Source organism: Pseudoruegeria sp. SK021, from assembly GCF_002119405.1.
Classification (GTDB): domain Bacteria; phylum Pseudomonadota; class Alphaproteobacteria; order Rhodobacterales; family Rhodobacteraceae; genus Meridianimarinicoccus.
The window spans coordinates 17,036-38,091 of record NZ_MTBG01000022.1; the positions used below are offsets into that span (position 1 = coordinate 17,036).

The following is a 21,056-nucleotide window of genomic DNA, read 5'->3' on the forward strand; positions in this document are numbered from 1 at the left end:
GCGCCGATTGGCCAACGGACCGGTGCTGCCGTTCGGTAGGTCCCGCAGGCCTGCGTCCGTTTACGGCCGCTTCCCATCCCTGTGATCGGGGGCTCGATCATGCGCCCGTTTGGGGGGGTGATCGCTGATCTCGGACAGGCGTTGTACATAGTCCAGCCGCTGCTCTAAAGTCATAGCCGCCAGAAAGCCGGACAGGGCCTGCTCCGTCTGTACATTTGCCTGTGTGCTGCGTTCCCGGGGGCCAGCCAAAAGGGTCTGCAACCGTTCGGCCGAGGGCACCGGCTGTTCCAATTCCGCAATCAACGCCGCACGATCGGACATGATCAAGCGCCGCCGTTCATCGCGGGGCACCTTGTGTTCGGCCATGATCTGGGCGCGAAAGGCTTCACGGCCCTCTGGCGGCAACATCGCAATCAGGCCGAAGGTGCCACGGTCCAAACCGCCCGGGAAATCCCGCGTATCTTGCGGCCCGCGTAGAGCGAAAACTCCGACGACAGTTCCCAAAATCATCAGGTTCAGTGCCAGAGACACGCCGAACACAGCTTTCCAAACCCGTCTTTTGTTGGTCTTTTCCATCGCGTTAATACCCCACCAGATAATCAGTCAGCGCCGGAAGCTGATATGCCAAATTGAAGGCCAGATCAGACCCGAGCAGCGCGTCGGTCGAGACCAGACCATTGTCCATCGCCCATCCACCAAACCAGACTCCCATCAGCGTCGACGCGGTCAAGCCGACCGGCAAAAGCAGGTGCATGGCCCGATGAACCGCCGCCGAAAGCGACGGAACTCGCCAGCTACGCGGCTTTGGTCGCGGTAACGGCTCCGGCTCAGACCGCAAGGCCTGCTCGCGGCTTGCATCGCGGGCAATCCGGTCCATCAAGGCCAGCGGCACCACGTCCGGTTCAGCACGGACGGCCTGAAACATCCGGTCAAGATCGGTCTCTGTCAGGCGATTTTCCGGTTCAGTCATCTGCAAACCCCAGTTCTTCTTTTCGTCCACTCAACAACGTGGTTAGTGTCCGTTTGCCTCGTGCGGACAGGCTTTCAACCGCTTCCACCGAGATGCCCATGATCTCGGCAATCTCCGGGTTGGCAAGACCGTCCAAGTGGCGCAAGACCACTGCTTGGCGTTGGCGCAATGGCAGATGGGCCAGCGCATCTTCCAGCGCCGCGACACGCGTGCGGCCTTGCATCACGTGGGTCACATCCGGCGTTGGATCGGCGACCTCCCAGTCCTCGGCCAATTCGGCGGGTTTCTTGCGCCGTTGACGGTCGATGCACAGGTTCGACGCCACCCGATAGAGCCACGTTGAGACCCGGGCACGCCCCGGATCCCAGTCTGGCGCAATCCGCCACAACCGCAGCATTGCCTCCTGCGTCACGTCCTCGGCCTCGGCGCCATCCTGCAACAGACGGCGCGCAAGGCCCAGAATCCGGGGCGTCAAACGCTGTACCAATTCAGCCGAGGCGTGCCGGTCACCCCCGGCATAGCGCGCAAGCAGAACGGCATCAGGGTCAGAAACAGTCTGGTCGAATGCCATCTTCATCCCTTGAGAGGTGACAGGAACGGCCCGGAACATCCAGACCGTCCTGTCAAACCCGCTTAGCCGTCGATCTTCTCGTCGGGCATGCCATCCTTTTGGTGCTGTTCGTGCTGCCCGCGTTGCTTGCCATCCTTGTGACCGCCACGTGGTCCTTTGTGCTGCATCTTGGAAAACTCCTCGGCATCGATCACGCCATCTTTGTTGACGTCGATCCGTTCGAACATCGTCATTTTGCCTTTGGCGGAAAACTCTTCCATCGTCAGCATGGCGTCGCCGTCGGCGTCCATTTCTTCAATCATACGTGCCGCACGGCGTTCCATGTGCTGCATTTCGGCATTCTGACGGTGCGCCGCCATTTCTTGGGCCGACAACTTGCCGTCACCGTTCGTGTCGACCTCATTGAATCGGCCTTGCTGGTGCGCCGTCATTTCTTCGACGCTGATTTGGCCATCGGCATTCGTATCGAACGCGCCGAATTGCGGCCCATTCCGGTCTTTGGTCTCGGCCATCACCGGCAACGCCAGTGCCGTCATCATTGCCATGCCGAGGATCGTCAGTTTCGCGGTCGAGACTTTCATTTGCTTCATGTCCTATTTTGTTCACTCACCGTCGGCGTCATATCCGACGATACAAATAGAACGGTGGCCGTTCGGATTTCCGTCGCAGATTTTTCATCAGGTCACATTGGCACCGTGGCAGACCTGCGCGGCAGAGGTGACATGCAGCCACATTGACTGAGGCACCGCAAAGGACCAGTCTTGGGGAACAAAATTACAGCGAGGCTCCATGCACACTTCGTCTCATTCGGCAATGATCGACGATCGCCCGATCAAGACTGCCATCCTGCGCGGCCTGCGGTGTCGATGCCCCAATTGCGGCGAGGGCCGTATTCTTGAAGGCTTGCTGAAGGTCCGCCCGTCCTGTCCCGCCTGTGGCGAGGATTTTCACCATCATCGGGCCGACGATGGCCCGGCCTATCTGACCATTCTGGTGGTTGGGCACCTGATGGCACCGCTTATTCTGGCCGTGTTCAACATCTACCGTCCCGACCCGATGGTACTGGCGCTGACCTTTTCGGTGGGCTGTGTGGCCTTGTCCCTTGCCTTGCTGCCGCGCATGAAGGGCATGATCGTTGCCATCCAGTGGTCACGGCGGATGCATGGATTTGGCAGCGCATCCGCAAAGGTCTGATCTTGGGCTGTCCGCGCTTTGCGGTCTTTGTGAAACAAGCGCGAACCCGCAGGTGTCAAAATGCCAACTGAGCCCGTGATCCGGGACGCCGCTACCCTTATCCTATTTCGCAATCCGGACGCGCCTGAAATCCTGATGGGACAGCGCGGCGCCAAGGCCGCGTTCATGCCCAACAAGGTGGTGTTCCCAGGCGGGGCCGTCGATGCCTGTGACGCGGCGGTTCCGTTGGCCAACTTGCCCGCGTCTGCTTGCCTTGACCGCCTGCAGGAAGACACGCCGTCGGACCTGTCCACCGCCCTGATTGCGGCGGCTATTCGCGAACTCTGGGAAGAGACTGGACTCATTTTGGGTCAGCCCGGCACGTGGCCCGACCCGCCTGCGGATTGGGCGACCTTTGCGGCAACGGGTCACCTCCCCTGCGGAGAACATCTGCGCTTTGTGTTTCGCGCCATTACCCCACCGGGCCGGCCCCGCCGGTTTGACGCGCGGTTCTTTGTGGCCCCCGCCGAGCAGATTTGTGGGGATACCAATGATTTCAGTCGCGCCAGTGACGAGTTGTCGAACCTGCAATGGATCGCGCTGGCCGATGTTCGAAACTTTGACCTGCCGTTCATCACACAGGTCGTCCTGTCCGAAGTGGCGCATCTGATCCGGTCGGGCGAGGCCCCCTCCAGCGTCCCGTTCTTTCGAAATGACGACGAAGAGAGCCTGTTCCTACGGATCGGCGGTCAAGCCCCGGTTTAGTAGGGCATTGGGTGGTCACGATGGGCGGTGTTGAGATCAGTCAGAACATCATCGGACAGGATTAGGTCTGCACCCGCCAGAATATGCTCTAGTTGCGCCTGTGTCGTGGCCCCGAAGATCACCGAGGTCATGAATGGGCGAGCCTTGCAAAAGGCCAGCGCCATATGGATCGGGTCAAGCCCATGGCGTTCGGCGATGGTCAGGTAGGCCGCGACGGCCGCATCTGACCGCGGTGTCATGCGTCCGCCCAGCGTATCAGCAAAGGTGGCGCGCGATCCCTCAGGGATGGCTCCATTGCGATATTTTCCGGTCAACAGCCCGGCCGCCAACGGGGAATAGGCCAGCAGCCCGACCTGTTCATTGGCGCTCACCTCGGCCATGTCCGTGTCATACAGCCGGTACAGCAACGAATATTCATTCTGGATGCTCTGCACCCGCGGCCCGCCAACGGCGTCAGCGGCGGCCAGCCATGCCATCGTGCCCCACGCCGACTCATTGGACAGACCGAACTGCCGGATCCGGCCGGCGTCGACCTCGCGCTGCAACGCACCCAGCACGTCTTCCATATGTGCGCGCGTTTCAGCCCGGTTCTGGCCCGACGGATCATAGGTCCAGTTCTGCCGAAACGCATATGACCCCCGGTTTGGCCAGTGCAGTTGATAGAGGTCGATGACGTCCGTCTTCAGCCGCTTCAGCGATCCATCCAACGCGCGGCGGATAGCGTCAGCCGAGATCGCCTCACCATCGCGGGTATGTCCGCCGTTTGGGCCGCAAATTTTCGAGGCAAGGACGATGTCGTTCCGCCGCCCGCTTTTCTCGATCCAATTCCCGATGACGGTTTCCGTCATGCCAACGGTTTCGGCCAGAACCGGGGCGACCGGATACATTTCGGCAGTGTCGACCATGGTGATGCCATGCGCGAGGGCGGTCTCAATCTGAAGATGCGCGTCTGCCTCCGGGGTATGGGTGCCCCAGGTCATGCTGCCCAAGCACAATTCCGATACCAGAATGTCCGATTGTCCCAATGTGTTGTATTGCATTTGCATTTCCTTATGATCGATTGCGGTTGATCTAGGACGAGGCGCGGCTGTGCTCAAGGCGAAGTTGCCCGATGGGGCGCTTGCCCTTGCCGTCAGCCGGCAGCGCAGCCATTGAGAACACAACATGAACATGCAATGCTGGCGCATGGACCAGATTCGCCTTCATCGCAGCGCGTACAACCCGCAGTCGCAAGTGCGGGTAACCCCCGACATGGCATTGCAATTGGGGCGGACCCACGAGATCTGCGGCCCGGCACGTTGGACGCTGGGAATGATGATTGCGGCGCGGCTGACCGGGCCGGTCATCTGGATCCGCCCTTCGTGGCAATCCGAAATCCTGCATTTCGACGGGGTGCAACCTTGGATCGATCCCGGCCGGCTGATCGACGTCACGCCGCGTCGGGCCGAAGATCTGTTGTGGGCCGCCGAGGAAAGCCTGCGCTCAGGCGCCGCTACGTTGGTGGTGGTGGAACTTCCCGAACCGCCGCCCCTGACCCCCGTGCGTCGGCTGCATCTTGCCGCCCAAACCGGCACGTGGCATGCCGCAACAGCACCTTTGGGACTGCTGTTAACCCCGGGGAATGGCGGCGCCGCCGGTGTGGACAGCCGCTGGTCTTTGTCCGCCACCCATCGCCCGGACACCACCGAATGGCGGCTGGAATGTCGGCGCGCCCGCAGCGCGCCGCCCGGCATGTGGTCCCTGACACCGGAAATCTTGCAAGTGCTGCATCCAATCCCGGCACCGCAGTAACGCGCACGAACGAATGGGGCGCCTGCCCTGTAAACGATCCCGCGCCGACCTTATATATATCCAATCATGCGGGTTTCGTTGACCATACTGGCGACAATAGCGGCTCTGTTCGCGGGGGCGTCCGCAGGGGCAAAACCGCGCGCCTACCTTTTGGATGCCGAAAAATCCAAGGTGCAGTTTGGCTATTCGATGATGGGACAAACGAACACCGGCACCATCCCGATCGACACCGCCAAGCTGACACTCGATCTTCAGAATATCTCAAATTCCACTGCCACGGTGTCCCTGAACGCCGACGGCACCCAAGCCGGGGTTATTTTCGCAACCAACGCCTTGAAAAGTGCCAGTGTGTTTGACACCGCGACCTATCCAACAATCGTCTTTCATAGCACCCGGTTTACCCCGCATGGGACTGGCGCGACAGTTGCCGGGACCCTCACGCTTCGCGGCGTCACACAGCCACTGGTTCTGGACGCCCAGATTTACCGCCAGACAGGCACAGACACCGGCGATCTGTCCCGGTTAAGTGTGCTTCTGACCGGCACGCTTAACCGCAGCGCATTCGGCGCAACCGGCTATGCCGAGTCGGTGGCCGATGCGGTCAGCCTGCGCATTCTGGTTCGGCTGACACGCGCCGACTGATTGCCCAACCGGCAACTCGGATTGACAGACCACTCGGCCCGGCCCGCGCACTCGAATCATTAATTTTAAAATGCGCAATGCTGTTCGCCCGCCACCGGGCAACTTGCGCGTGCCCCCCCTGCGGCGGAGCAACGCGGCCTGTGACTGCCCGGCTTGCCAAGGCATAGACGGTCGCGGTTCGTTAACACTAACTCATTCAATTATCAGGGTTAATTAACCACGCGACCCCACCGCGATGATCCCTGTGGGCGCTGTGCAACACAAGAAAAAGGTCACTGAAAAACCCCACAAGGCAATTGCATGGATGACTGAAAACATGTACACATTCGTTAATAAGTGATCTCAGCGGTCGAATTTTGCCGGTGTGATACAAACTAGAGTATCGATTTGCCGACGGGCTCCGGACGGGTTTGATCGGCCTTAACTAAAAGGATGTTAAGCAGTGACCTACATGAAAAATGCACTTTTCGCCGCAGCTTTCGCAATCTCCGCACCGCTTGCAGCTCAGGCTGCAACAGTGAACAAGGACGTTTTTGCAAACAACTCGTACGCGTTTGCAGAAGTTCTGATGCCCGGCACCTCGGCTGAGTACAACTTCAACGTAATGGAAGACCTCAAGGTCAATAACTTCTCCATCACCGCAAACGGCAACAACTTCGGTGCCGATGTGGGCAGCGTGCGGTACAGCGTTAACGGCGCCGATGCACAGGCTCTGACCATTTCCGGGAGTGGTGAAAGCCAATCCGGTTACGCCTTCTCTGTTGGCGAAAACTTCTCCGCAGGCGACGTGGTACAGTTCCTCTTCTCCTACGCCATCAAGGACGACATCACTTTGAGCCTGGCATTCGCCACCGGCCCTGCCGATGTCGCACCCGTTCCGCTGCCGGCCGCTGGCCTGCTGCTGGGTTCGCTCCTGGTTGCTGGCGGCACCGTCGCTGCACGCAAAAAGAAGTAATCTGCCCGATCCAACGGATCAGACAGTTTCAAAAATGGAAAAGCATCGGTTCGCCGGTGCTTTTTCTTTTGCCGCGCATGACACGCGGAGACGGATCACGCCGGGCACTGGTTCTTCATGATCCGTTGCGGTAAGGCAGGGCGAATTCAGACCAAGGCGGCGCGATGGCACGTATCCTCATTACTTCAGCGATTCCCTATATCAACGGGATCAAGCATCTTGGAAATCTGGTCGGCAGTCAGCTGCCAGCAGACCTCCACGCCCGCTATCACCGGGCGCGTGGCAATGAGGTTCTGTTTCTTTGCTCAACCGACGAGCACGGCACACCTGCGGAACTGGCCGCGGCCAAGGCAGGAAAGCCGGTCGCCGACTACTGCGCCGAGATGCACGCCGTGCAAGCCGATCTGGCCAAGGGCTTCTGCCTATCCTTCGATCACTTCGGACGGTCCTCCAGCCCGCAAAACCGCCGCCTGACCCAATATTTTGCCGGTCGCTTGGCCGATCAGGGCCTGATCCGCGAAGTCAGCGAGCGCCAAGTCTATTCCCATGCCGACGGACGGTTCTTGCCCGACCGCTATATCGAAGGCACCTGCCCCAACTGTGGCTACGACCGCGCCCGCGGCGATCAATGCGAAAACTGCACCAAACAGTTGGATCCGACCGACCTGATCGATCCGCGCTCGGCGATCTCAGGCTCCACCAATCTAGAAGTGCGCGAGACCAAGCATCTCTATCTTCGCCAATCGGTGTTGCGCCCCGATCTGGAGGCATGGATCGACACCAAAACCGACTGGCCGATCCTGACCACCTCCATTGCCAAAAAGTGGCTCAACGATGGCGATGGCTTGCAAGATCGCGGCATCACCCGGGATCTGGACTGGGGTGTGCCGGTCAAGAAGGGCACCGAGGATTGGCCCGGCATGGAAGGCAAAGTCTTCTATGTCTGGTTCGATGCACCAATCGAATACATCGCATCCGCGGCTGAATGGGCCGAAGCCAGTAACCTGACCGACAGCGAATGGGAACGCTGGTGGCGCACCGACAAGGGCGCCGAAGACGTGCGCTATGTCCAGTTCATGGGCAAAGACAATGTGCCGTTCCACACCCTCAGCTTCCCGGCGACGATCATGGGATCGGGCGATCCGTGGAAGTTGGTGGATTACATCAAGTCGTTCAATTACCTCAACTATGACGGCGGTCAGTTCAGCACCAGTCAGGGCCGCGGCGTCTTTATGGATCAGGCGCTGTCGATCCTGCCTGCCGATTACTGGCGCTGGTGGCTGCTCAGCCACGTCCCGGAAAGCAGCGATACCGAATTCACGTGGGAGAATTTCCAAACCAACGTGAACAAGGATTTGGCGGATGTTTTGGGCAACTTCGTCAGCCGGGTCACCAAATTCTGCCGCTCGAAATTTGGCGAAGCGGTGCCTGCTGGCGGCGCGGATACGCCCGAGGCGGCGGCGCTGGTTGCAGACCTCACCGCGCGGGTCCAGCAGTATCAGGCCCATATGGATGCCATCGACATCCGCAAGGCCGCAGCGGAATTGCGCGCGATTTGGGTCGTTGGCAATGAGTATCTGCAAAATGCGGCCCCGTGGACCCTGTACAAGACCGACCCGGATGCCGCCGCTGCGGTGACACGGCTGGCCCTGAACTTGATCGGTCTCTATGCGGCCCTGTCGCAACCGTTCATTCCTAATGCCAGCGAAACCCTGCGCCAAGCCATGGGGCTGGCGAGCCTCGACTGGCCAGAAGATGTCGCGGCCGCCCTCACCGCCTTGTCCGCCGGTGCCCCCTTCACCGTGCCGGACGTTCTGTTCCGCAAGATCACGGACGAAGAGCGCGAAGGCTGGCAAGAGCAGTTCGCCGGTCAACGCGGGTAACGCTTATCTGCGGGCGGCAACAGATTGCCGCCCGCAGATAAGCTTCAAACAAATGTCGCATCTTGCATATGCGGGCGTCACATCGGGGTGAGACATCCGCGTGACGCTCGTTTCATGCAGGATTGAACATGACCTTTCACCGTACCCTCGTCAGTGCGTCAGCACTGGCTCTTGTCGCCACCACCGCTTTGGCCGATGTCGTGACCATGGGCCCTCGTCCCTATTACCTAATCGACAAGATGACCGATGGCCCGCTGAAGGACAAACTTCTGTCCTGCGCCGAGGGTCCGTTTACGCGCAGCGATTTTTCCATCGGCCATCGCGGCGCGCAGATGCAGTTCCCCGAGCACACGGTTGAGGCCAACGTTGCCGCCGCACGGATGGGCGCTGGTATTCTGGAATGCGATGTCACCTTCACCAAGGACAAAGAACTGGTCTGCCGTCACGCCCAGAATGACCTGCACACCACCACCAACATTCTGGCCACCGATCTGGCCGAGACCTGTGTTACGCCGTTCAGCCCCGCGTCGGGTGATGACAAGGCCACAGCCGAGTGCCGCACCTCGGAGGTCACCCTCGACGAATTCATGACCCTGACCCCAAAGATGGATGCAGCAAGTTCCGTAGCAACCACGGTCGAGGCGTACATGGACTCCACCGCTGGCTGGCGCACCGACCTATATGCGGTCGAGCCGACCACGTTGATGACCCATGCCGAATCCATCGAATTGTTCAAATCGCTGGGAGCCAAGTTCACGCCGGAACTGAAAGGCCCCTCGGTCGAGATGCCGTTCGACGGCTTCACGCAGGAAGACTATGCACAGAAGTTGGTGGACGAGTACAAAGCCGCTGGCATCCCCGCGTCGGACGTTTTCTTGCAGTCCTTTAATCTGGACGACGTGCTCTATTGGATCAAGGCAGAGCCAGAGTTCGGCGCGCAAGCCGTCTATCTGGTCGAAGGCCACGAAAATTATGACAACATGGACCCTGAAAGCTGGGATCTGACCCCCGCCGAGATCAAGGCCATGGGCGTCAACTACCTCGCCCCTGCGCTCTGGATGATGGTCACGCTCGACGCGGATAACAAGATCGTGCCGTCCGAATACGCGATTGCCGCCAAAGAGGCCGATCTGAAGCTGATCGCCTGGTCGCTGGAACGCTCGGGTCCGCTGACCACTGGCGGAGGCTGGTATTACCAATCGATCGCCCCTGCCATCACCTCGGACGGCATGATGTACGAACTGGTTGACGTACTGGCACAAGACGTCGGCGTCGAAGGCATCTTCACCGACTGGAACTCCACGGTGACCTATTACGCTAACTGCATGGGCCTGTGATTTAAGGCGGGCATAAGACCTGCGACCCCAGCCGCGCGCTGGGGTCTGCAATGCGCGACAAGCCGTGACACCGGGCCGATTTCCTGCCAAAAGGCCGGTATCCGGCTTGCACGTCTGGCCAGCCCGGCATCGCACCGTTCCAATTTGATACGGTGCGGCGTTGATCATGGGTCAGGCGCGATGAGACCCCTTATGTATGGCGTCATGACCAAAACCGACCCTTTGCCCGTCCCACGCTTTCGGACCCTATTCTTGTCCGACATTCACCTTGGCGCCCGCGGCTGCCAAGCAGAGATGCTGCTGGATTTTCTGGGGCGCTATGATGCCGAAAAGATTTATCTCGTCGGTGACATCTTCGACGGATGGCGGTTGCGCCGGGGCTGGCATTGGCCGCAATCGCACAACAATGTCATTGAGGCACTGTTGACCAAGGCGCATCAGGGCATTCCGATCATCTATGTTCCGGGCAACCATGATGAGGTTATGCGCAATTATCTTGGCACCCATTTCGGCGGGATCGAGGTCAAGGAAAAGGACGAACACGTCACCGCAGCCGGTCTGCGCCTGCTGGTTACCCACGGCGATCAATATGATGTGGTGGTGGTGAATGCCAAATGGCTCGCGCATCTGGGCGACCGGGCCTATAATTTCGTGCTGTGGCTGAACACCTGGATCAACCAGATCCGACGGCTGTGGGGTGGCCAGTTCTGGTCCCTGTCAAACTGGGCCAAGCAACAGATCAAGCGCGCGGTCAACTTTATCGGCGATTATGAGGCGGTGTTGGCCGACGAGGCCAAGCGTGGCGAATTTGACGGCGTCGTCTGCGGCCACATCCACAAGGCGGAACTGCGCCACATCGACGACATCCTATACGTTAATTGCGGCGATTGGGTGGAAAGCTGCACCGCGATCGTCGAAGAGCAAGACGGGACCCTGCGCCTGATCGACTGGGCCCGGGTGACCCGGCGGGCCCGGCGCCGGCAGAAGCTGAAAGAGCGGGCGCAGCCCTCCGGTGATGGGCAGCAGCAGGGGATCCCCGAAACCACCGATTGAATCTATGCATAGTTAAAGGGCCTTCTATGACCGAAACAGATCTTGCACGCGGCCAGCTTGGCGGCGCGGTTCATCAAAAACCGCTATTCAGTCGCACAGGCGCGCAGGAGAGACTGTTTTCCAAGTTGTTTACTGGTCTGGTCTATGCCCAGATCTGGGAGGACCCCTGCGTCGACATGGCGGGACTGGAATTAGGTCCGGGCGATAACGTGATCTGCATTTCTTCGGGCGGCTGCAACCTGTTGTCGTATCTGACGGCAAACCCGGCATCGGTCACTGCCGTCGATCTGTCCCCGGCCCATGTGGCGCTGGTGCGTCTGAAACTGGTGGCGGCGCAGACCTTGCCGGACCACGCCGCCTTCTATGACCTGCTGGGCCATGCCAACCGCCCTTCCAACATCGCCCTGTATGACCGGTACGTTGCCCCTGCCCTCGATCCGGTCAGTCGCGCGTGGTGGGACGCGCGCCAAGGCCTGATGCCGCGCCGGGTCAACATGTTTGGCAAGGGCCTCTATCGCTTTGGCGTTCTGGGGCAGTTCATCTCGACGATGCACGTTGTCTCACGAATCGCCGGGGTCGATTACCGGCCATTGCTGGCGTGCCAATCCCTGGCCGAGCAGCAGGATTTCTTTGACCGCGAGATCGCGCCGCTGTTCGATCGTGGGATCGTCAAAATGATCGCGCGTCGGCGGGCCTCGTTGTTCGGGCTCGGCATACCGCCAGCGCAATTCGACAAGTTGGCGCTGGACGGCGGCGGCGATATCGTGCCGGTCCTGCGCGAGCGCACCCGCAAGCTAATCTGCGATTTCCCGATCTCAGAGAACTATTTCGCATGGGCCGCCTTCAACCGTGGCTATCGCGCCGATGGCAACGGGCCGGTCCCGCCCTATCTTGAGGCGGCCAATTTCGACATGGTCCGCGCGAACGCGCCGCGCGCCAGCATCGTCAACCGCCCGCTGACAGCCGTTCTGGCCGACCTGCCCCCGGCCAGCAAACAGGCCTATGTGCTGCTCGATGCGCAGGACTGGATGAACGACCGACAGTTGACCGACCTGTGGACCGAGATCACCCGAACCGCCACTCCCGGTGCCCGGGTGCTGTTCCGCACAGGCGGGGCCGCAGATATTCTGCCCGGTCGCGTGCCAGCCCCGCTGCTGGACCGCTGGACGTATCAGCCAGACCGCTCGCATGCGCTTTGGCAGCAAGACCGCTCGGCGATTTATGGCGGGCTGCATCTGTACCAGATGAAGGACTAAGCAATGGCCGACCTGCCCCAAGGCGCCCTGATGGACAGCATCTATCGCAAGCAACGCCTGATCTATGATGCCACGCGCAAATACTATCTGCTGGGCCGCGACGAGATGATCAACAGCCTGACCCCGCCCGAAAATGGCACGGTTTTGGAAGTTGCCTGCGGCACCGGTCGAAACCTGATCAAAACGGGACAACGCTATCCGACGGCACGGCTCTTTGGCCTCGACATATCGTCCGAGATGCTGATCACCGCACGAACAAATATCGCCCGGGCAGGCATGAGCGCGCGGACCCAGTTACAACAGGCCGACGCCTGCGATTTTGATGCAGCCGCCCTGTTCGGACAGACCCGCTTTGATCGTGTATTCCTGTCGTACAGCCTGTCGATGATCCCCGACTGGCAAGCCGCCCTCAGCATGGCGGCCTCGAAGGTGGCCCCGGGCGGGCAACTGGCCGTGGTGGATTTCGGCCAGCAAACCGGCCTGCCCCGTTGGTTCAATGCAGGGCTATTGGCGTGGCTGGCGAAGTTCCATGTCGCACCGCGCGGCACCCTGCCAGAGGTCCTAGGCCGGATCGGCGCGGACATGGGCGGCGCGGTCACAATCAGCCATCCGTTTCGCGACTACGCGGTACAAGGGCGGCTGACCCTCCCCTCCTGAGGCCACGGCTCGATCATTGCGGCACCGCAAAGGTCATAGACGCCCACAGCGATCGCCACGCCGGACCGTTCTCCGCCGCATCCCACGCCACCGGCCGCAGCACGACGAAATTCAGCAGCACCTCGCTTGCGGCGGCGACCGGAACTTCCACCCGTCCTTCGGCATCGGTGCGCAACGTGGTATAGGTCACATCGGGCCCCAGACGTTGAAAGACTTCAAGCTGCGCATCGCCGCGCGGCACGCCGCCCTCAAACAGGCGCACTGTGACCGGCGCGCCAGCAGGCTTGGTATAGGGGTTGGTCTCGGCCACAATTTCGACCTCCAGACCAACCTGACCGTCCGCCCCTACGCCGTCACCGACCGCAATCAGGGATTTGGCATAGCGGCGGTATGCCTCGAGGAAGCCGGTCTCGGGAATACCGCGCACTTTGTGCTGGGCGACGGCATCGCCAAGGTCGTGCTGGGCTACAAACCCGGCGAACAGATCCCAATTGGCATAGGTCACACGATTGTCTGCCGTCTCATGCACAATCAGCAACAGACCATCCGCCCCGGATGGCATCGACAGCGCCGGACGGTCGCCCAATCGGCCTGCAACCGGACCAAGCGCATCGGGCGACCCCGCCTCGAACCGCGCAAAGTTTGCGGGCAGGTAAGAATGGCTGGTCCCGTCAAAGTTTTGTCCGACCCTCAAATGCGCGGTGACTTGTTCCCCTGAGGCAATCTGATACGAATCAGGTGAGATCCAAAACTCATGCGCGTGTGCGGGCAGAGAACTGGCCGCAATGGACAAGATGACGGCGGCAGCATGGAAAAGGGGCATGGATGATCCATTGGAATGAGGTCACCACAAGGCTGCGCCTGTTGCGCGGGAAGTCAAGCGCCGCGATGGCGCTAATCCTGATCTTGGTGTTCGCGACTGCCGCACAGGCGCATGAAACCCGCCCCGCCATTGCCGATCTGGACATCGGGCAAACCCGGGCGCAACTGAGCATCACCCTGCCCCTCGAAGCACCGCTAGCCGAGATCGATCTGGACGGGATCACCGATACGAACGACGCCCCTCAGGCCGCCCAATATGACCAGCTTCGCGCCCTGTCTGCCCCGGATTTGGCGGCACTTGTGCGCAAGGATTGGCCGCGCCTGTCAGGCAAGATCACACTAGAAAGCGGCGGTGTGCGACTGCCATTGTCGCTGACGGGCGTGGATGTGCCCGCAGACATCGCCCGAGACCTGCCACGGGACTCACTGTTGTCGATCTCTGCGGCCTTACCGCCCGGCGACGCCGCCGTGACCTTTGCATGGGACGCGGACCTCGGGCCCATCGTTCTGCGCCAGATCGGAGCAGGACCAGAGGGCTATACCGCGTATCTGACATCGGGCGCTGCCAGTGATCCGATCCCGCGCGGCGCCCAAGCGGCCCCGACCTCGGCGACAAGCAGCTTCCTGCGCTATCTCGTGTTGGGCTTTGAGCATATCATCCCGAAAGGCACCGATCATATTCTGTTCGTGCTTGGGCTGTTCTTCTTTTCGACCAAGCTGCGCCCGCTTTTGGTGCAAATTACCGCGTTTACCGCAGCGCATACGGTAACGCTGGCTCTGGCGATCTTTGGGGTCGTGTCGGTGCCGTCCGGGATCGTCGAGCCGCTGATTGCCTTATCAATCGCCTATATCGCGTTCGAAAACATCACCTTAAAACAGATCACCCCGTGGCGCACATTTGTCGTCTTCGCATTTGGACTGCTGCACGGCTTGGGCTTCGCATCGGTTCTGGGCGACATTGGCCTGTCATCCGGCCATGCCCTGCGCAGCCTTCTGGCCTTCAATATCGGCGTCGAGATTGGGCAACTGTCCGTCATCTTGCTGGCCTACGGGCTGATCGGCGCTTGGTTTGGCCAGAAACCATGGTACCGGACCCGTATCGCCATTCCGGCGTCGGTGATGATCGGCTTGGTGGGCGTTTATTGGTTCGTGGAGCGGATAGTGGGTCAGATCGCCTGACCCACCGGATCAGGCGTCGGCCTCGTCAGGCGAGATGCCCTTGAAGCCACGGGCAACCACGAACTTTTCAGAGCTGTCCGACCGACTTGCGTTGGGTTTGACATTGGCCACGGATTTAAACCGCAGTTTCAGCAGCTTTTGCAACTCGCCCTCGGCCCCACCCGCCAAAACTTTGGCGACGAACGTGCCGTTCTCGGCCAAGACATCAAAGGCCAAATAGGCCGCGGCCTCGCAGAGGGCAATGATGCGGATGTGGTCGGTCTGTTTGTGCCCGGAACTGGCGGCAGCCATGTCCGACATCACGACATCGGCAGGCCCGTCCAGCCAGCCTTTCACAACATCATCAGCACCGTCTGACAAGAAATCCAGCACGTGAATTTCCGCCCCTGCAATCGGCTCGACCTCTTGCAAGTCGAGGCCGACAACCCGCCCGCGCGCCTTGCCGCCCTTGGTCCCAAGCGCATTGACCCGGTCCACGGCGATCTGGCACCAGCCCCCCGGGGCGCAGCCAAGATCCAGAACCCGGGCGCCGGGCACCAGAAACCGGAACTTGTCGTCCAGTTCAGAGATCTTGAAGGCCGCGCGGCCGCGAAACCCCTCGGCCCGCGCCCGGGCGACATAGGGATCGTTAAGCTGACGCTCAAGCCACAGGGTCGAAGACAGCTTCCGCCCCCGCGCCGTTTTGACTTTCACACGCAAGTCGCGCGCACCGCGACCACTGGTCGGTTTGGCCATAACTCAGCCGCCTTTCTGATTTTGAAACGTGTCACTGCCGAACAATCCGTCAGCAGACATCTGAGCATAAAGCAGCCCTTCGCGCAGCCCCCGGTCGGCCACGGACAGCCGGTCGGTAGGCCACAGCCTGAGCAGGGCCTGCAAGATCGCCGCGCCCGGCATGATCAGCGTATGCCGATCCCGTCCAATCCGCGGATCGGTCCGCCGCCCTTCCGGGCCCAGTCGTAAATATTCATGGATCACTGTGTCGATCTGATCCGAGCTTAACTCCATCCCGTCCACCAAAGCCCGGTCATACCGGCGCAACCCCAGATGCGACGCAGCCACGGTCGTGACGGTGCCGCTGGTCCCGACAATCTGAAAACCGCTACGCTCGTGCAACAGATCATAGGGGGTGAAGCTGGCAAGGTTTTCTTCAAAGAACCAGCTCATCAGCGCGAACCGTCCCGCATCGTCTTCGACGTCGATGAACCGGTCCCGCAAGGTGGCAACGCCCAGCGGCACCGAAATCCAGTCCACAACCTTTGCGCCACGGCGGCCTGGTTCTGAGAACGGCCGCCCATGCATCGCCAGAATGGCCGCCGAGCGTTCCTCCGGCGCGACCTGAGACAGATCGATCCAAACCAGTTCGGTCGAACCGCCGCCGATATCGACCACCAGCAACTGTTCGGCAGACCGATGCACCAGTGGTCCGCAGCTAACTACTGCAAGGCGGGCTTCTTCCTCGGGCGAGATCACTTCCAGCTTTAAGCCGGTTTCGCGTTGAACCTGTGCGATGAAGGCCGGGCCGTTGCGGGCCCTCCGGCAGGCTTCGGTCGCGACAAGCCGCATCCGCTTAACCCGGTGTTGATCAAGTTTACGGCTGCAAACGCGCAAGGCTTGAACCGTGCGTCGGACCGCGACACGCGAAAGCGATCCGGAACTTTCCAGTCCGGTTCCCAATTGAACAGCCTTTGAGAAGCTGTCAACGATGCGCAGATGATCTCCCTCGGCACGGGCAATCAACATACGGCAACTATTTGTGCCCAGATCGAGCGCCGCATACAGCTCATCTGGGTTGGCAGGCTGGGGGGAACGAACACCATGTATCGGCAGCGTCTCGACCAGCCCGGAACGCCTGGGCGTCATAACGCCCTCCATTTGTGGTTATGGACAAGGTAGACGTGACAGTTCTGCAACGCAAGCGTTCACAGGTCACTTCTCGGTTCCAAACGCGTGAGATCAGTACTGATCGCAGAGGTTAGACCCGGTCGCCGCCCACCTTATTACGGCACCTATGCGTCGAGGCGATCATCCCAAAGACTCCGCGTCAGCAGATCACAGGGCGGGCGCATCACATCCAGATGCATGGCGACTTCATCCTCAAGCACAGATATTTGGGCCAGGTTGATATGCTGCATTCGCCCATCGCCTGCCTATTGAAAAGGCGCCACTAAATCGATTGAGGCGATTCTTTGCCAAACGCGCCAAAGTTTGCCTCCAATTCGTTAACAACTCTTGTTTGATGCAAATATTACGGCTAAATCGATAACAACAAACTTAACGTCAAGACGAAGAATCACGTCACGTCATTTCGCTAACCGTTTGAATGCCGCGACCACGTACTTAAGGGCACCGCTGACTTGGTGACCAGTTTCATTTTAAAGGTGCTTAACGTATGAAAAAGTTGATTGTTGCCATCGCCGTGTTCTCTGGCCTTTCTTCCGCCGCACAGGCCGCGCCTGTTCTGATCGACGCCTTTAACGCCGAACAGATTGTCGCGTACAAACCAATCCCTGGCTTCGTTTCGGATCAGAGCGAAGTCGAAGCCCCGGTCATCGGCGGATATCGTGACATCAGTGTCGTCTCGAGTGCGACCGCGTATTTTGGTTCGATCCTGCAAGTTGTCGACGGTGAAGGCAGCATTGATCTGTCCAACACCCGTGGCGTCACCGGTTCGGGATCCGTGACCTGGGATGGTATGGGATCAACTGGCCTGGGCGGCATCGATTTGACCGATGGCGGCAGCAATGATGCCTTGATCACCAGCATTGTGTTTTCACGTGGGTCCGGGGCGCTGACATTTAGCGCTGTCGACACGAACGGCGTCAGCGGAATGGCAACATACGCCTTTAATACCGATATCTCGTCGGCCTCCCCGGTGGCTTTTCTGTTTTCCAGCTTTTCAAATGGCGTTGACCTGACCTCGGTCAATTCTCTGACCATGTTGATGAGCGGCATTGATCCAGCTGCATCCAACTCGGTCGGGTCGGTCTATGCTGGCGTAGCCCCCGTTCCTGCGCCGGTGCCTCTGCCTGCCGCTGGCTTGTTGCTGGGCACGGTGCTTTTGGGTGGCGGTGTTGCAGCCCGTCGGCGCAAGACTGCCTGAACCTCGGGCCACACGTACTCGGCCTTTGCAATTTGGGCGCGCCATCACGGCGCGCCTTTTTCTTTGTCCGGCCGATTGCAAGCAATCGTCCTTGACCGCAGCAAGCACCTTGGCTATTGCCAAGCACGGTCGCGGGTGTAGCTCAATGGTAGAGCAGCAGCTTCCCAAGCTGAATACGAGGGTTCGATTCCCTTCACCCGCTCCAACACCCTATCTCTCCGCTCAGGGCATCAATCCGCGATCTGCCCCCCTGTCAGGGCTACAGACACAGCTGTCGTCGACGGGCCTGAGATCGGCAAGCCGCGCAGACATCGGACCGCCAAAAATCCGAAAGCCTGCGCCTCAAGCATATCCCCATCAAGGCCGACATCTTCGACTGGCGCGACCGAACAGCCAAGCGTCTGCGCGAGGTCGCGCATAATAACGGGATTGCGCCGCCCTCCGCCGGTCACAAGCACCCGAACTGCCGGAGCCGGGCACAGCTGGAGACCGCGCGCGACCCCGATCACAGCCGCATGAGCAAGGGTCGCGGCCGCGCAAGCATCTGGCAGCGTAGCGACATCGGCGGTCAGTTGCGCAAACGCATCGCGGTCAAGGCTTTTCGGCGCAGGCTGATCGAAATACGGGTGGGCCGCGAACCGTGCCAGCACCCGGTCGTCAGCAATACCCGCAGCAGCCAAGGCCCCGTCTATATCCAGATCCACCCCGAACCGTCGGCGCATCAGGTCATTGATCGGCGCGTTGGCTGGACCGGTATCAAAGGCCAGCATCGCACCGGGATCAAATGGTGACGTCTTCTCCGGATCAATCCAAGTTAAGTTTCCGACGCCGCCAAGATTGAGGAACACCACGGGAGCTGTCGCGCCGATCCGCTGCGCCAGCGCGAAGTGAAAGACCGGAGCCAACGGCGCGCCCTGCCCGCCCGCAGCCACATCTGCACTGCGGAAATCCCACGCCACCGGCAGCCCCAACCCTTGGGCCAGTTTGGCGCCTTCGCCCGCCTGATGTGTGCCGCGCATTGCAGGCTCATGCGCCAACGTCTGACCGTGAAAGCCAACAAGGTCGGCCCCGTCAAACCCGGACAAAAGTGCAAGATGGGCGCGATCAACCACCTCGGCCGCCGCCGCAACCGCAGGCTCGCCCGGCCATCGTCCAAGCCCGGCCCGCAGCACGGCGCGCTCTGCCTCGGTATAAGCGCGATACCCGGTGGCGCCAAAATCGGTGATCTGCACCCCATCGGTCAGAATCATAGCCGCATCGACCCCGTCCAATGACGTTCCCGACATGGATCCCAGAGCCCAGATCGGACCCGCTTCGGCACGCTGTCGCAACATGGTCTTTTCCTTCACAGGTCTTGCCCCTATAAGCCACTGATTGCCCGAGAATGGACCCTGCGACGATGACCTTCCAGCCGAAATCTGACTTTTTGAACGTCATGATCACGCGCGGCTTCCTTGCCGACTGCACCGATCTTGAGGGCCTCGATGAGGCGCTGCTGAATGGCATCGTGCCCACCTATATTGGCTATGACGCCACGGCGGCGTCGCTGCATGTCGGCCATCTGTTGAACATCATGATGCTGCGCTGGCTGCAAAAAACTGGCCACAGGCCAATTACGCTGATGGGCGGCGGCACAACTAAGGTCGGTGATCCGTCGTTCCGGTCGGATGAACGCCCGTTGCTGGGTCCGGAGCAGATTAACGCCAATATCGCGGGCATGGGCCAAGTCTTTGCCCGCTACTTGGATTACAGCGACGCCGGAAATGGCGCGTTGATGCTGAACAATGCGGAATGGCTGGACAGCCTGAATTACCTCGAATTCCTGCGGGATATCGGGCGGCATTTCAGTGTGAACCGGATGCTGAGCTTTGAGTCGGTCAAATCGCGTCTAGACCGCGAGCAATCGCTGAGCTTTCTTGAATTCAACTACATGATCTTGCAGGCCTACGATTTTCTGGAATTGAACCGCCGGTATGGCTGTCAGTTGCAGATGGGCGGCTCGGATCAGTGGGGCAATATCATTAACGGGATCGACCTGACCCGCCGGGTGGCCGATACAACGATCTATGGCCTGACTTCGCCGCTGTTGACCACGTCTGACGGCAAGAAGATGGGCAAAAGTGCGGGTGGCGCGATTTGGCTGAACGGCGACATGTTGAGCCCCTATGAGTTCTGGCAGTTCTGGCGCAATTCCACCGATGCCGATGTCGGACGATTCCTGAAGCTGTACACAGAACTGCCACTGGACGAATGCGACCGTCTGGGGGCGCTGGAAGGCTCAGAAATCAACGAGGGCAAAATCCGGCTGGCCAACGAAGTCACGACGCTGCTGCACGGCGCCGCTGCCGCTGCCGCTGCCGAGGCCACAGCGCGTGAAGTCTTTGAAAAGGGCGGAACCGGCGACGACCTGCCGACCCTTGCCCTCAGCGCCGACGAGGTTGGCGACGGCATTTCCATCGTGCAACTGATCGTGCGTGCCGGGTTGGCCAAGACCGGCAAAGAGGCCAAGCGCCTGATCGCAGACAATGGCGCGCGGCTTGACGACGCCCCCCTGACCGATGCCGGGCTGGTCCTGCACCTGTCCGACTTAGACAGCCCGCTGAAACTCAGCGCTGGACGCAAGCGCCATGCCTTGATCACCTTGGCCACCAAGTCCTAACCGGACAGCCAACGCCAAATCCCTTCGCCTGCACTGAGCAACACGAAGGTCGGGATCGACAGAACAAGGGCCAGCCATAGCGCGCTGGCCCAACTTGGCCGGGCCCGCGGCGCAACGACCCCCATAATCGGATTGAGTGGCTTTTTCATAGCCCTATTAACGCCGCTTTAGGTTTTCGACGCGTTAACAGGGCTATGACGCTGAAATGGTCCGACACGTCTGGGATTTTTCCATCGGCGG

General features: G+C 60.3%; 24 protein-coding genes and 1 tRNA gene. 14 read left to right on the forward strand and 11 right to left on the reverse strand.

Going from position 1 to position 21,056, the window contains the following annotated elements:
- Positions 1-60: 60 nt before the first annotated feature.
- From BV911_RS13090 to BV911_RS13105, 4 genes are read right to left on the reverse strand one after another with little or no spacing between them, the layout of a single operon-like run.
- The gene (locus BV911_RS13090) at positions 61-576 is read right to left on the reverse strand and encodes a periplasmic heavy metal sensor (RefSeq protein WP_086054072.1); all 516 of its coding nucleotides are present in this window, start codon (positions 574-576) and stop codon (positions 61-63) included.
- Between the two features lie 4 nt (positions 577-580).
- Positions 581-970, reverse strand: coding sequence for a hypothetical protein (locus BV911_RS13095; RefSeq protein WP_086054073.1), 390 nt, complete (start codon positions 968-970; stop codon positions 581-583).
- Positions 963-1,547, reverse strand: a complete 585-nt coding sequence (locus BV911_RS13100) for an RNA polymerase sigma factor (RefSeq protein ID WP_086054114.1) — start codon at positions 1,545-1,547, stop codon at positions 963-965. Before BV911_RS13100 ends, BV911_RS13095 begins: the two co-directional genes overlap by 8 nt.
- Positions 1,548-1,603: 56 nt before the next feature.
- The gene (locus tag BV911_RS13105; RefSeq protein ID WP_086054074.1) at positions 1,604-2,131 is read right to left on the reverse strand and encodes an EF-hand domain-containing protein; all 528 of its coding nucleotides are present in this window, start codon (positions 2,129-2,131) and stop codon (positions 1,604-1,606) included.
- 199 nt (positions 2,132-2,330) lie between these two features.
- On the opposite strand from BV911_RS13105, the gene BV911_RS13110 reads away from it, so the two are divergent.
- Both BV911_RS13110 and BV911_RS13115 read left to right on the forward strand, forming a co-directional pair.
- Complete coding sequence (locus tag BV911_RS13110; protein ID WP_086054075.1) at positions 2,331-2,735, forward strand: DUF983 domain-containing protein; 405 nt, start codon at positions 2,331-2,333, stop codon at positions 2,733-2,735.
- Between the two features lie 60 nt (positions 2,736-2,795).
- Complete coding sequence (locus BV911_RS13115; RefSeq protein WP_086054076.1) at positions 2,796-3,479, forward strand: NUDIX hydrolase; 684 nt, start codon at positions 2,796-2,798, stop codon at positions 3,477-3,479.
- Here the strand turns inward: BV911_RS13115 and BV911_RS13120 are convergent.
- Positions 3,476-4,519 carry an aldo/keto reductase gene (locus BV911_RS13120; RefSeq protein ID WP_086054077.1) on the reverse strand — a complete coding sequence of 348 codons (1,044 nt, stop codon included), beginning with the start codon at positions 4,517-4,519 and terminating at the stop codon, positions 3,476-3,478. The two genes, BV911_RS13115 and BV911_RS13120, sit on opposite strands and share 4 nt — an antisense overlap.
- A gap of 145 nt (positions 4,520-4,664) precedes the next feature.
- On the opposite strand from BV911_RS13120, the gene BV911_RS13125 reads away from it, so the two are divergent.
- The 8 genes from BV911_RS13125 to BV911_RS13160 all read left to right on the forward strand — a co-directional run bounded on the left by BV911_RS13125 (position 4,665) and on the right by BV911_RS13160 (position 13,053).
- Entirely contained in the window at positions 4,665-5,270 is a 606-nt protein-coding gene (locus BV911_RS13125) for an ImuA family protein (protein ID WP_086054078.1), read from the forward strand.
- A 66-nt stretch (positions 5,271-5,336) separates the two neighbouring features.
- Entirely contained in the window at positions 5,337-5,912 is a 576-nt protein-coding gene (locus BV911_RS13130) for a YceI family protein (RefSeq protein WP_086054079.1), read from the forward strand.
- Between the two features lie 442 nt (positions 5,913-6,354).
- Positions 6,355-6,867, forward strand: a complete 513-nt coding sequence (locus tag BV911_RS13135; protein WP_086054080.1) for a hypothetical protein — start codon at positions 6,355-6,357, stop codon at positions 6,865-6,867.
- A 164-nt stretch (positions 6,868-7,031) separates the two neighbouring features.
- Positions 7,032-8,750: a methionine--tRNA ligase gene (gene metG / locus BV911_RS13140; protein WP_086054081.1), complete on the forward strand. Its 1,719-nt coding sequence runs from the start codon at positions 7,032-7,034 to the stop codon at positions 8,748-8,750.
- Positions 8,751-8,878: 128 nt separating this feature from the next.
- The gene (locus BV911_RS13145) at positions 8,879-10,087 is read left to right on the forward strand and encodes a glycerophosphodiester phosphodiesterase family protein (protein ID WP_086054082.1); all 1,209 of its coding nucleotides are present in this window, start codon (positions 8,879-8,881) and stop codon (positions 10,085-10,087) included.
- A gap of 180 nt (positions 10,088-10,267) precedes the next feature.
- Positions 10,268-11,140 (forward strand): UDP-2,3-diacylglucosamine diphosphatase, encoded by an 873-nt coding sequence (locus BV911_RS13150; protein WP_240512244.1) that lies wholly within the window; start codon positions 10,268-10,270, stop codon positions 11,138-11,140.
- Between the two features lie 26 nt (positions 11,141-11,166).
- Positions 11,167-12,396, forward strand: coding sequence for a DUF3419 family protein (locus tag BV911_RS13155; RefSeq protein WP_086054083.1), 1,230 nt, complete (start codon positions 11,167-11,169; stop codon positions 12,394-12,396).
- A gap of 3 nt (positions 12,397-12,399) precedes the next feature.
- Entirely contained in the window at positions 12,400-13,053 is a 654-nt protein-coding gene (locus tag BV911_RS13160) for a class I SAM-dependent methyltransferase (RefSeq protein WP_086054084.1), read from the forward strand.
- Between the two features lie 13 nt (positions 13,054-13,066).
- Here the strand turns inward: BV911_RS13160 and BV911_RS13165 are convergent, their stop codons facing one another.
- Positions 13,067-13,876 (reverse strand): DUF4198 domain-containing protein, encoded by an 810-nt coding sequence (locus BV911_RS13165; protein ID WP_086054085.1) that lies wholly within the window; start codon positions 13,874-13,876, stop codon positions 13,067-13,069.
- A gap of 2 nt (positions 13,877-13,878) precedes the next feature.
- Between BV911_RS13165 and BV911_RS13170 the strand changes: the two genes are divergently transcribed.
- Positions 13,879-15,054, forward strand: a complete 1,176-nt coding sequence (locus BV911_RS13170) for a HupE/UreJ family protein (RefSeq protein ID WP_240512245.1) — start codon at positions 13,879-13,881, stop codon at positions 15,052-15,054.
- Positions 15,055-15,063: 9 nt separating this feature from the next.
- Here the strand turns inward: BV911_RS13170 and BV911_RS13175 are convergent, their stop codons facing one another.
- From BV911_RS13175 to BV911_RS20235, 3 genes are all read right to left on the reverse strand, one after another.
- Positions 15,064-15,789, reverse strand: coding sequence for an RlmE family RNA methyltransferase (locus tag BV911_RS13175; RefSeq protein WP_086054086.1), 726 nt, complete (start codon positions 15,787-15,789; stop codon positions 15,064-15,066).
- A 3-nt stretch (positions 15,790-15,792) separates the two neighbouring features.
- A complete protein-coding gene (locus tag BV911_RS13180) occupies positions 15,793-16,917 on the reverse strand; it encodes a Ppx/GppA phosphatase family protein (protein ID WP_086054087.1) in 1,125 nt (374 codons plus the stop codon).
- A gap of 146 nt (positions 16,918-17,063) precedes the next feature.
- Positions 17,064-17,189, reverse strand: coding sequence for a hypothetical protein (locus tag BV911_RS20235; protein WP_256388259.1), 126 nt, complete (start codon positions 17,187-17,189; stop codon positions 17,064-17,066).
- A 257-nt stretch (positions 17,190-17,446) separates the two neighbouring features.
- Here BV911_RS20235 and BV911_RS13185 point away from each other — a divergent pair, with 257 nt between their 5' ends.
- Positions 17,447-18,157: a hypothetical protein gene (locus BV911_RS13185; RefSeq protein ID WP_086054088.1), complete on the forward strand. Its 711-nt coding sequence runs from the start codon at positions 17,447-17,449 to the stop codon at positions 18,155-18,157.
- 131 nt (positions 18,158-18,288) lie between these two features.
- Positions 18,289-18,362, forward strand: a tRNA-Gly gene (locus tag BV911_RS13190).
- 25 nt (positions 18,363-18,387) lie between these two features.
- Here the strand turns inward: BV911_RS13190 and BV911_RS13195 are convergent.
- Complete coding sequence (locus BV911_RS13195) at positions 18,388-19,491, reverse strand: anhydro-N-acetylmuramic acid kinase (protein WP_086054089.1); 1,104 nt, start codon at positions 19,489-19,491, stop codon at positions 18,388-18,390.
- Between the two features lie 65 nt (positions 19,492-19,556).
- On the opposite strand from BV911_RS13195, the gene tyrS reads away from it, so the two are divergent.
- Entirely contained in the window at positions 19,557-20,816 is a 1,260-nt protein-coding gene (gene tyrS, locus BV911_RS13200) for a tyrosine--tRNA ligase (protein ID WP_086054090.1), read from the forward strand.
- On the opposite strand, the gene BV911_RS19585 is transcribed toward tyrS, so the two are convergent.
- Positions 20,813-20,965, reverse strand: coding sequence for a hypothetical protein (locus BV911_RS19585; protein WP_168184074.1), 153 nt, complete (start codon positions 20,963-20,965; stop codon positions 20,813-20,815). The two genes, tyrS and BV911_RS19585, sit on opposite strands and share 4 nt — an antisense overlap.
- Positions 20,966-21,056 lie beyond the last annotated feature (91 nt).

Coding starts and splice junctions, on each gene's coding strand:
- BV911_RS13090 (WP_086054072.1), bottom strand. CDS start 576: ATGGAAAAGACCAACAAAAGACGGGTTTGGAAAGCTGTGTTCGGCGTG.
- BV911_RS13095 (WP_086054073.1), bottom strand. CDS start 970: ATGACTGAACCGGAAAATCGCCTGACAGAGACCGATCTTGACCGGATG.
- BV911_RS13100 (WP_086054114.1), bottom strand. CDS start 1,547: ATGAAGATGGCATTCGACCAGACTGTTTCTGACCCTGATGCCGTTCTG.
- BV911_RS13105 (WP_086054074.1), bottom strand. CDS start 2,131: ATGAAGCAAATGAAAGTCTCGACCGCGAAACTGACGATCCTCGGCATG.
- BV911_RS13110 (WP_086054075.1), top strand. CDS start 2,331: ATGCACACTTCGTCTCATTCGGCAATGATCGACGATCGCCCGATCAAG.
- BV911_RS13115 (WP_086054076.1), top strand. CDS start 2,796: ATGCCAACTGAGCCCGTGATCCGGGACGCCGCTACCCTTATCCTATTT.
- BV911_RS13120 (WP_086054077.1), bottom strand. CDS start 4,519: ATGCAATACAACACATTGGGACAATCGGACATTCTGGTATCGGAATTG.
- BV911_RS13125 (WP_086054078.1), top strand. CDS start 4,665: ATGGACCAGATTCGCCTTCATCGCAGCGCGTACAACCCGCAGTCGCAA.
- BV911_RS13130 (WP_086054079.1), top strand. CDS start 5,337: ATGCGGGTTTCGTTGACCATACTGGCGACAATAGCGGCTCTGTTCGCG.
- metG (WP_086054081.1), top strand. CDS start 7,032: ATGGCACGTATCCTCATTACTTCAGCGATTCCCTATATCAACGGGATC.
- BV911_RS13145 (WP_086054082.1), top strand. CDS start 8,879: ATGACCTTTCACCGTACCCTCGTCAGTGCGTCAGCACTGGCTCTTGTC.
- BV911_RS13150 (WP_240512244.1), top strand. CDS start 10,268: ATGAGACCCCTTATGTATGGCGTCATGACCAAAACCGACCCTTTGCCC.
- BV911_RS13155 (WP_086054083.1), top strand. CDS start 11,167: ATGACCGAAACAGATCTTGCACGCGGCCAGCTTGGCGGCGCGGTTCAT.
- BV911_RS13160 (WP_086054084.1), top strand. CDS start 12,400: ATGGCCGACCTGCCCCAAGGCGCCCTGATGGACAGCATCTATCGCAAG.
- BV911_RS13165 (WP_086054085.1), bottom strand. CDS start 13,876: ATGCCCCTTTTCCATGCTGCCGCCGTCATCTTGTCCATTGCGGCCAGT.
- BV911_RS13170 (WP_240512245.1), top strand. CDS start 13,879: ATGATCCATTGGAATGAGGTCACCACAAGGCTGCGCCTGTTGCGCGGG.
- BV911_RS13175 (WP_086054086.1), bottom strand. CDS start 15,789: ATGGCCAAACCGACCAGTGGTCGCGGTGCGCGCGACTTGCGTGTGAAA.
- BV911_RS13180 (WP_086054087.1), bottom strand. CDS start 16,917: ATGACGCCCAGGCGTTCCGGGCTGGTCGAGACGCTGCCGATACATGGT.
- BV911_RS20235 (WP_256388259.1), bottom strand. CDS start 17,189: ATGCAGCATATCAACCTGGCCCAAATATCTGTGCTTGAGGATGAAGTC.
- BV911_RS13185 (WP_086054088.1), top strand. CDS start 17,447: ATGAAAAAGTTGATTGTTGCCATCGCCGTGTTCTCTGGCCTTTCTTCC.
- BV911_RS13195 (WP_086054089.1), bottom strand. CDS start 19,491: ATGTTGCGACAGCGTGCCGAAGCGGGTCCGATCTGGGCTCTGGGATCC.
- tyrS (WP_086054090.1), top strand. CDS start 19,557: ATGACCTTCCAGCCGAAATCTGACTTTTTGAACGTCATGATCACGCGC.
- BV911_RS19585 (WP_168184074.1), bottom strand. CDS start 20,965: ATGAAAAAGCCACTCAATCCGATTATGGGGGTCGTTGCGCCGCGGGCC.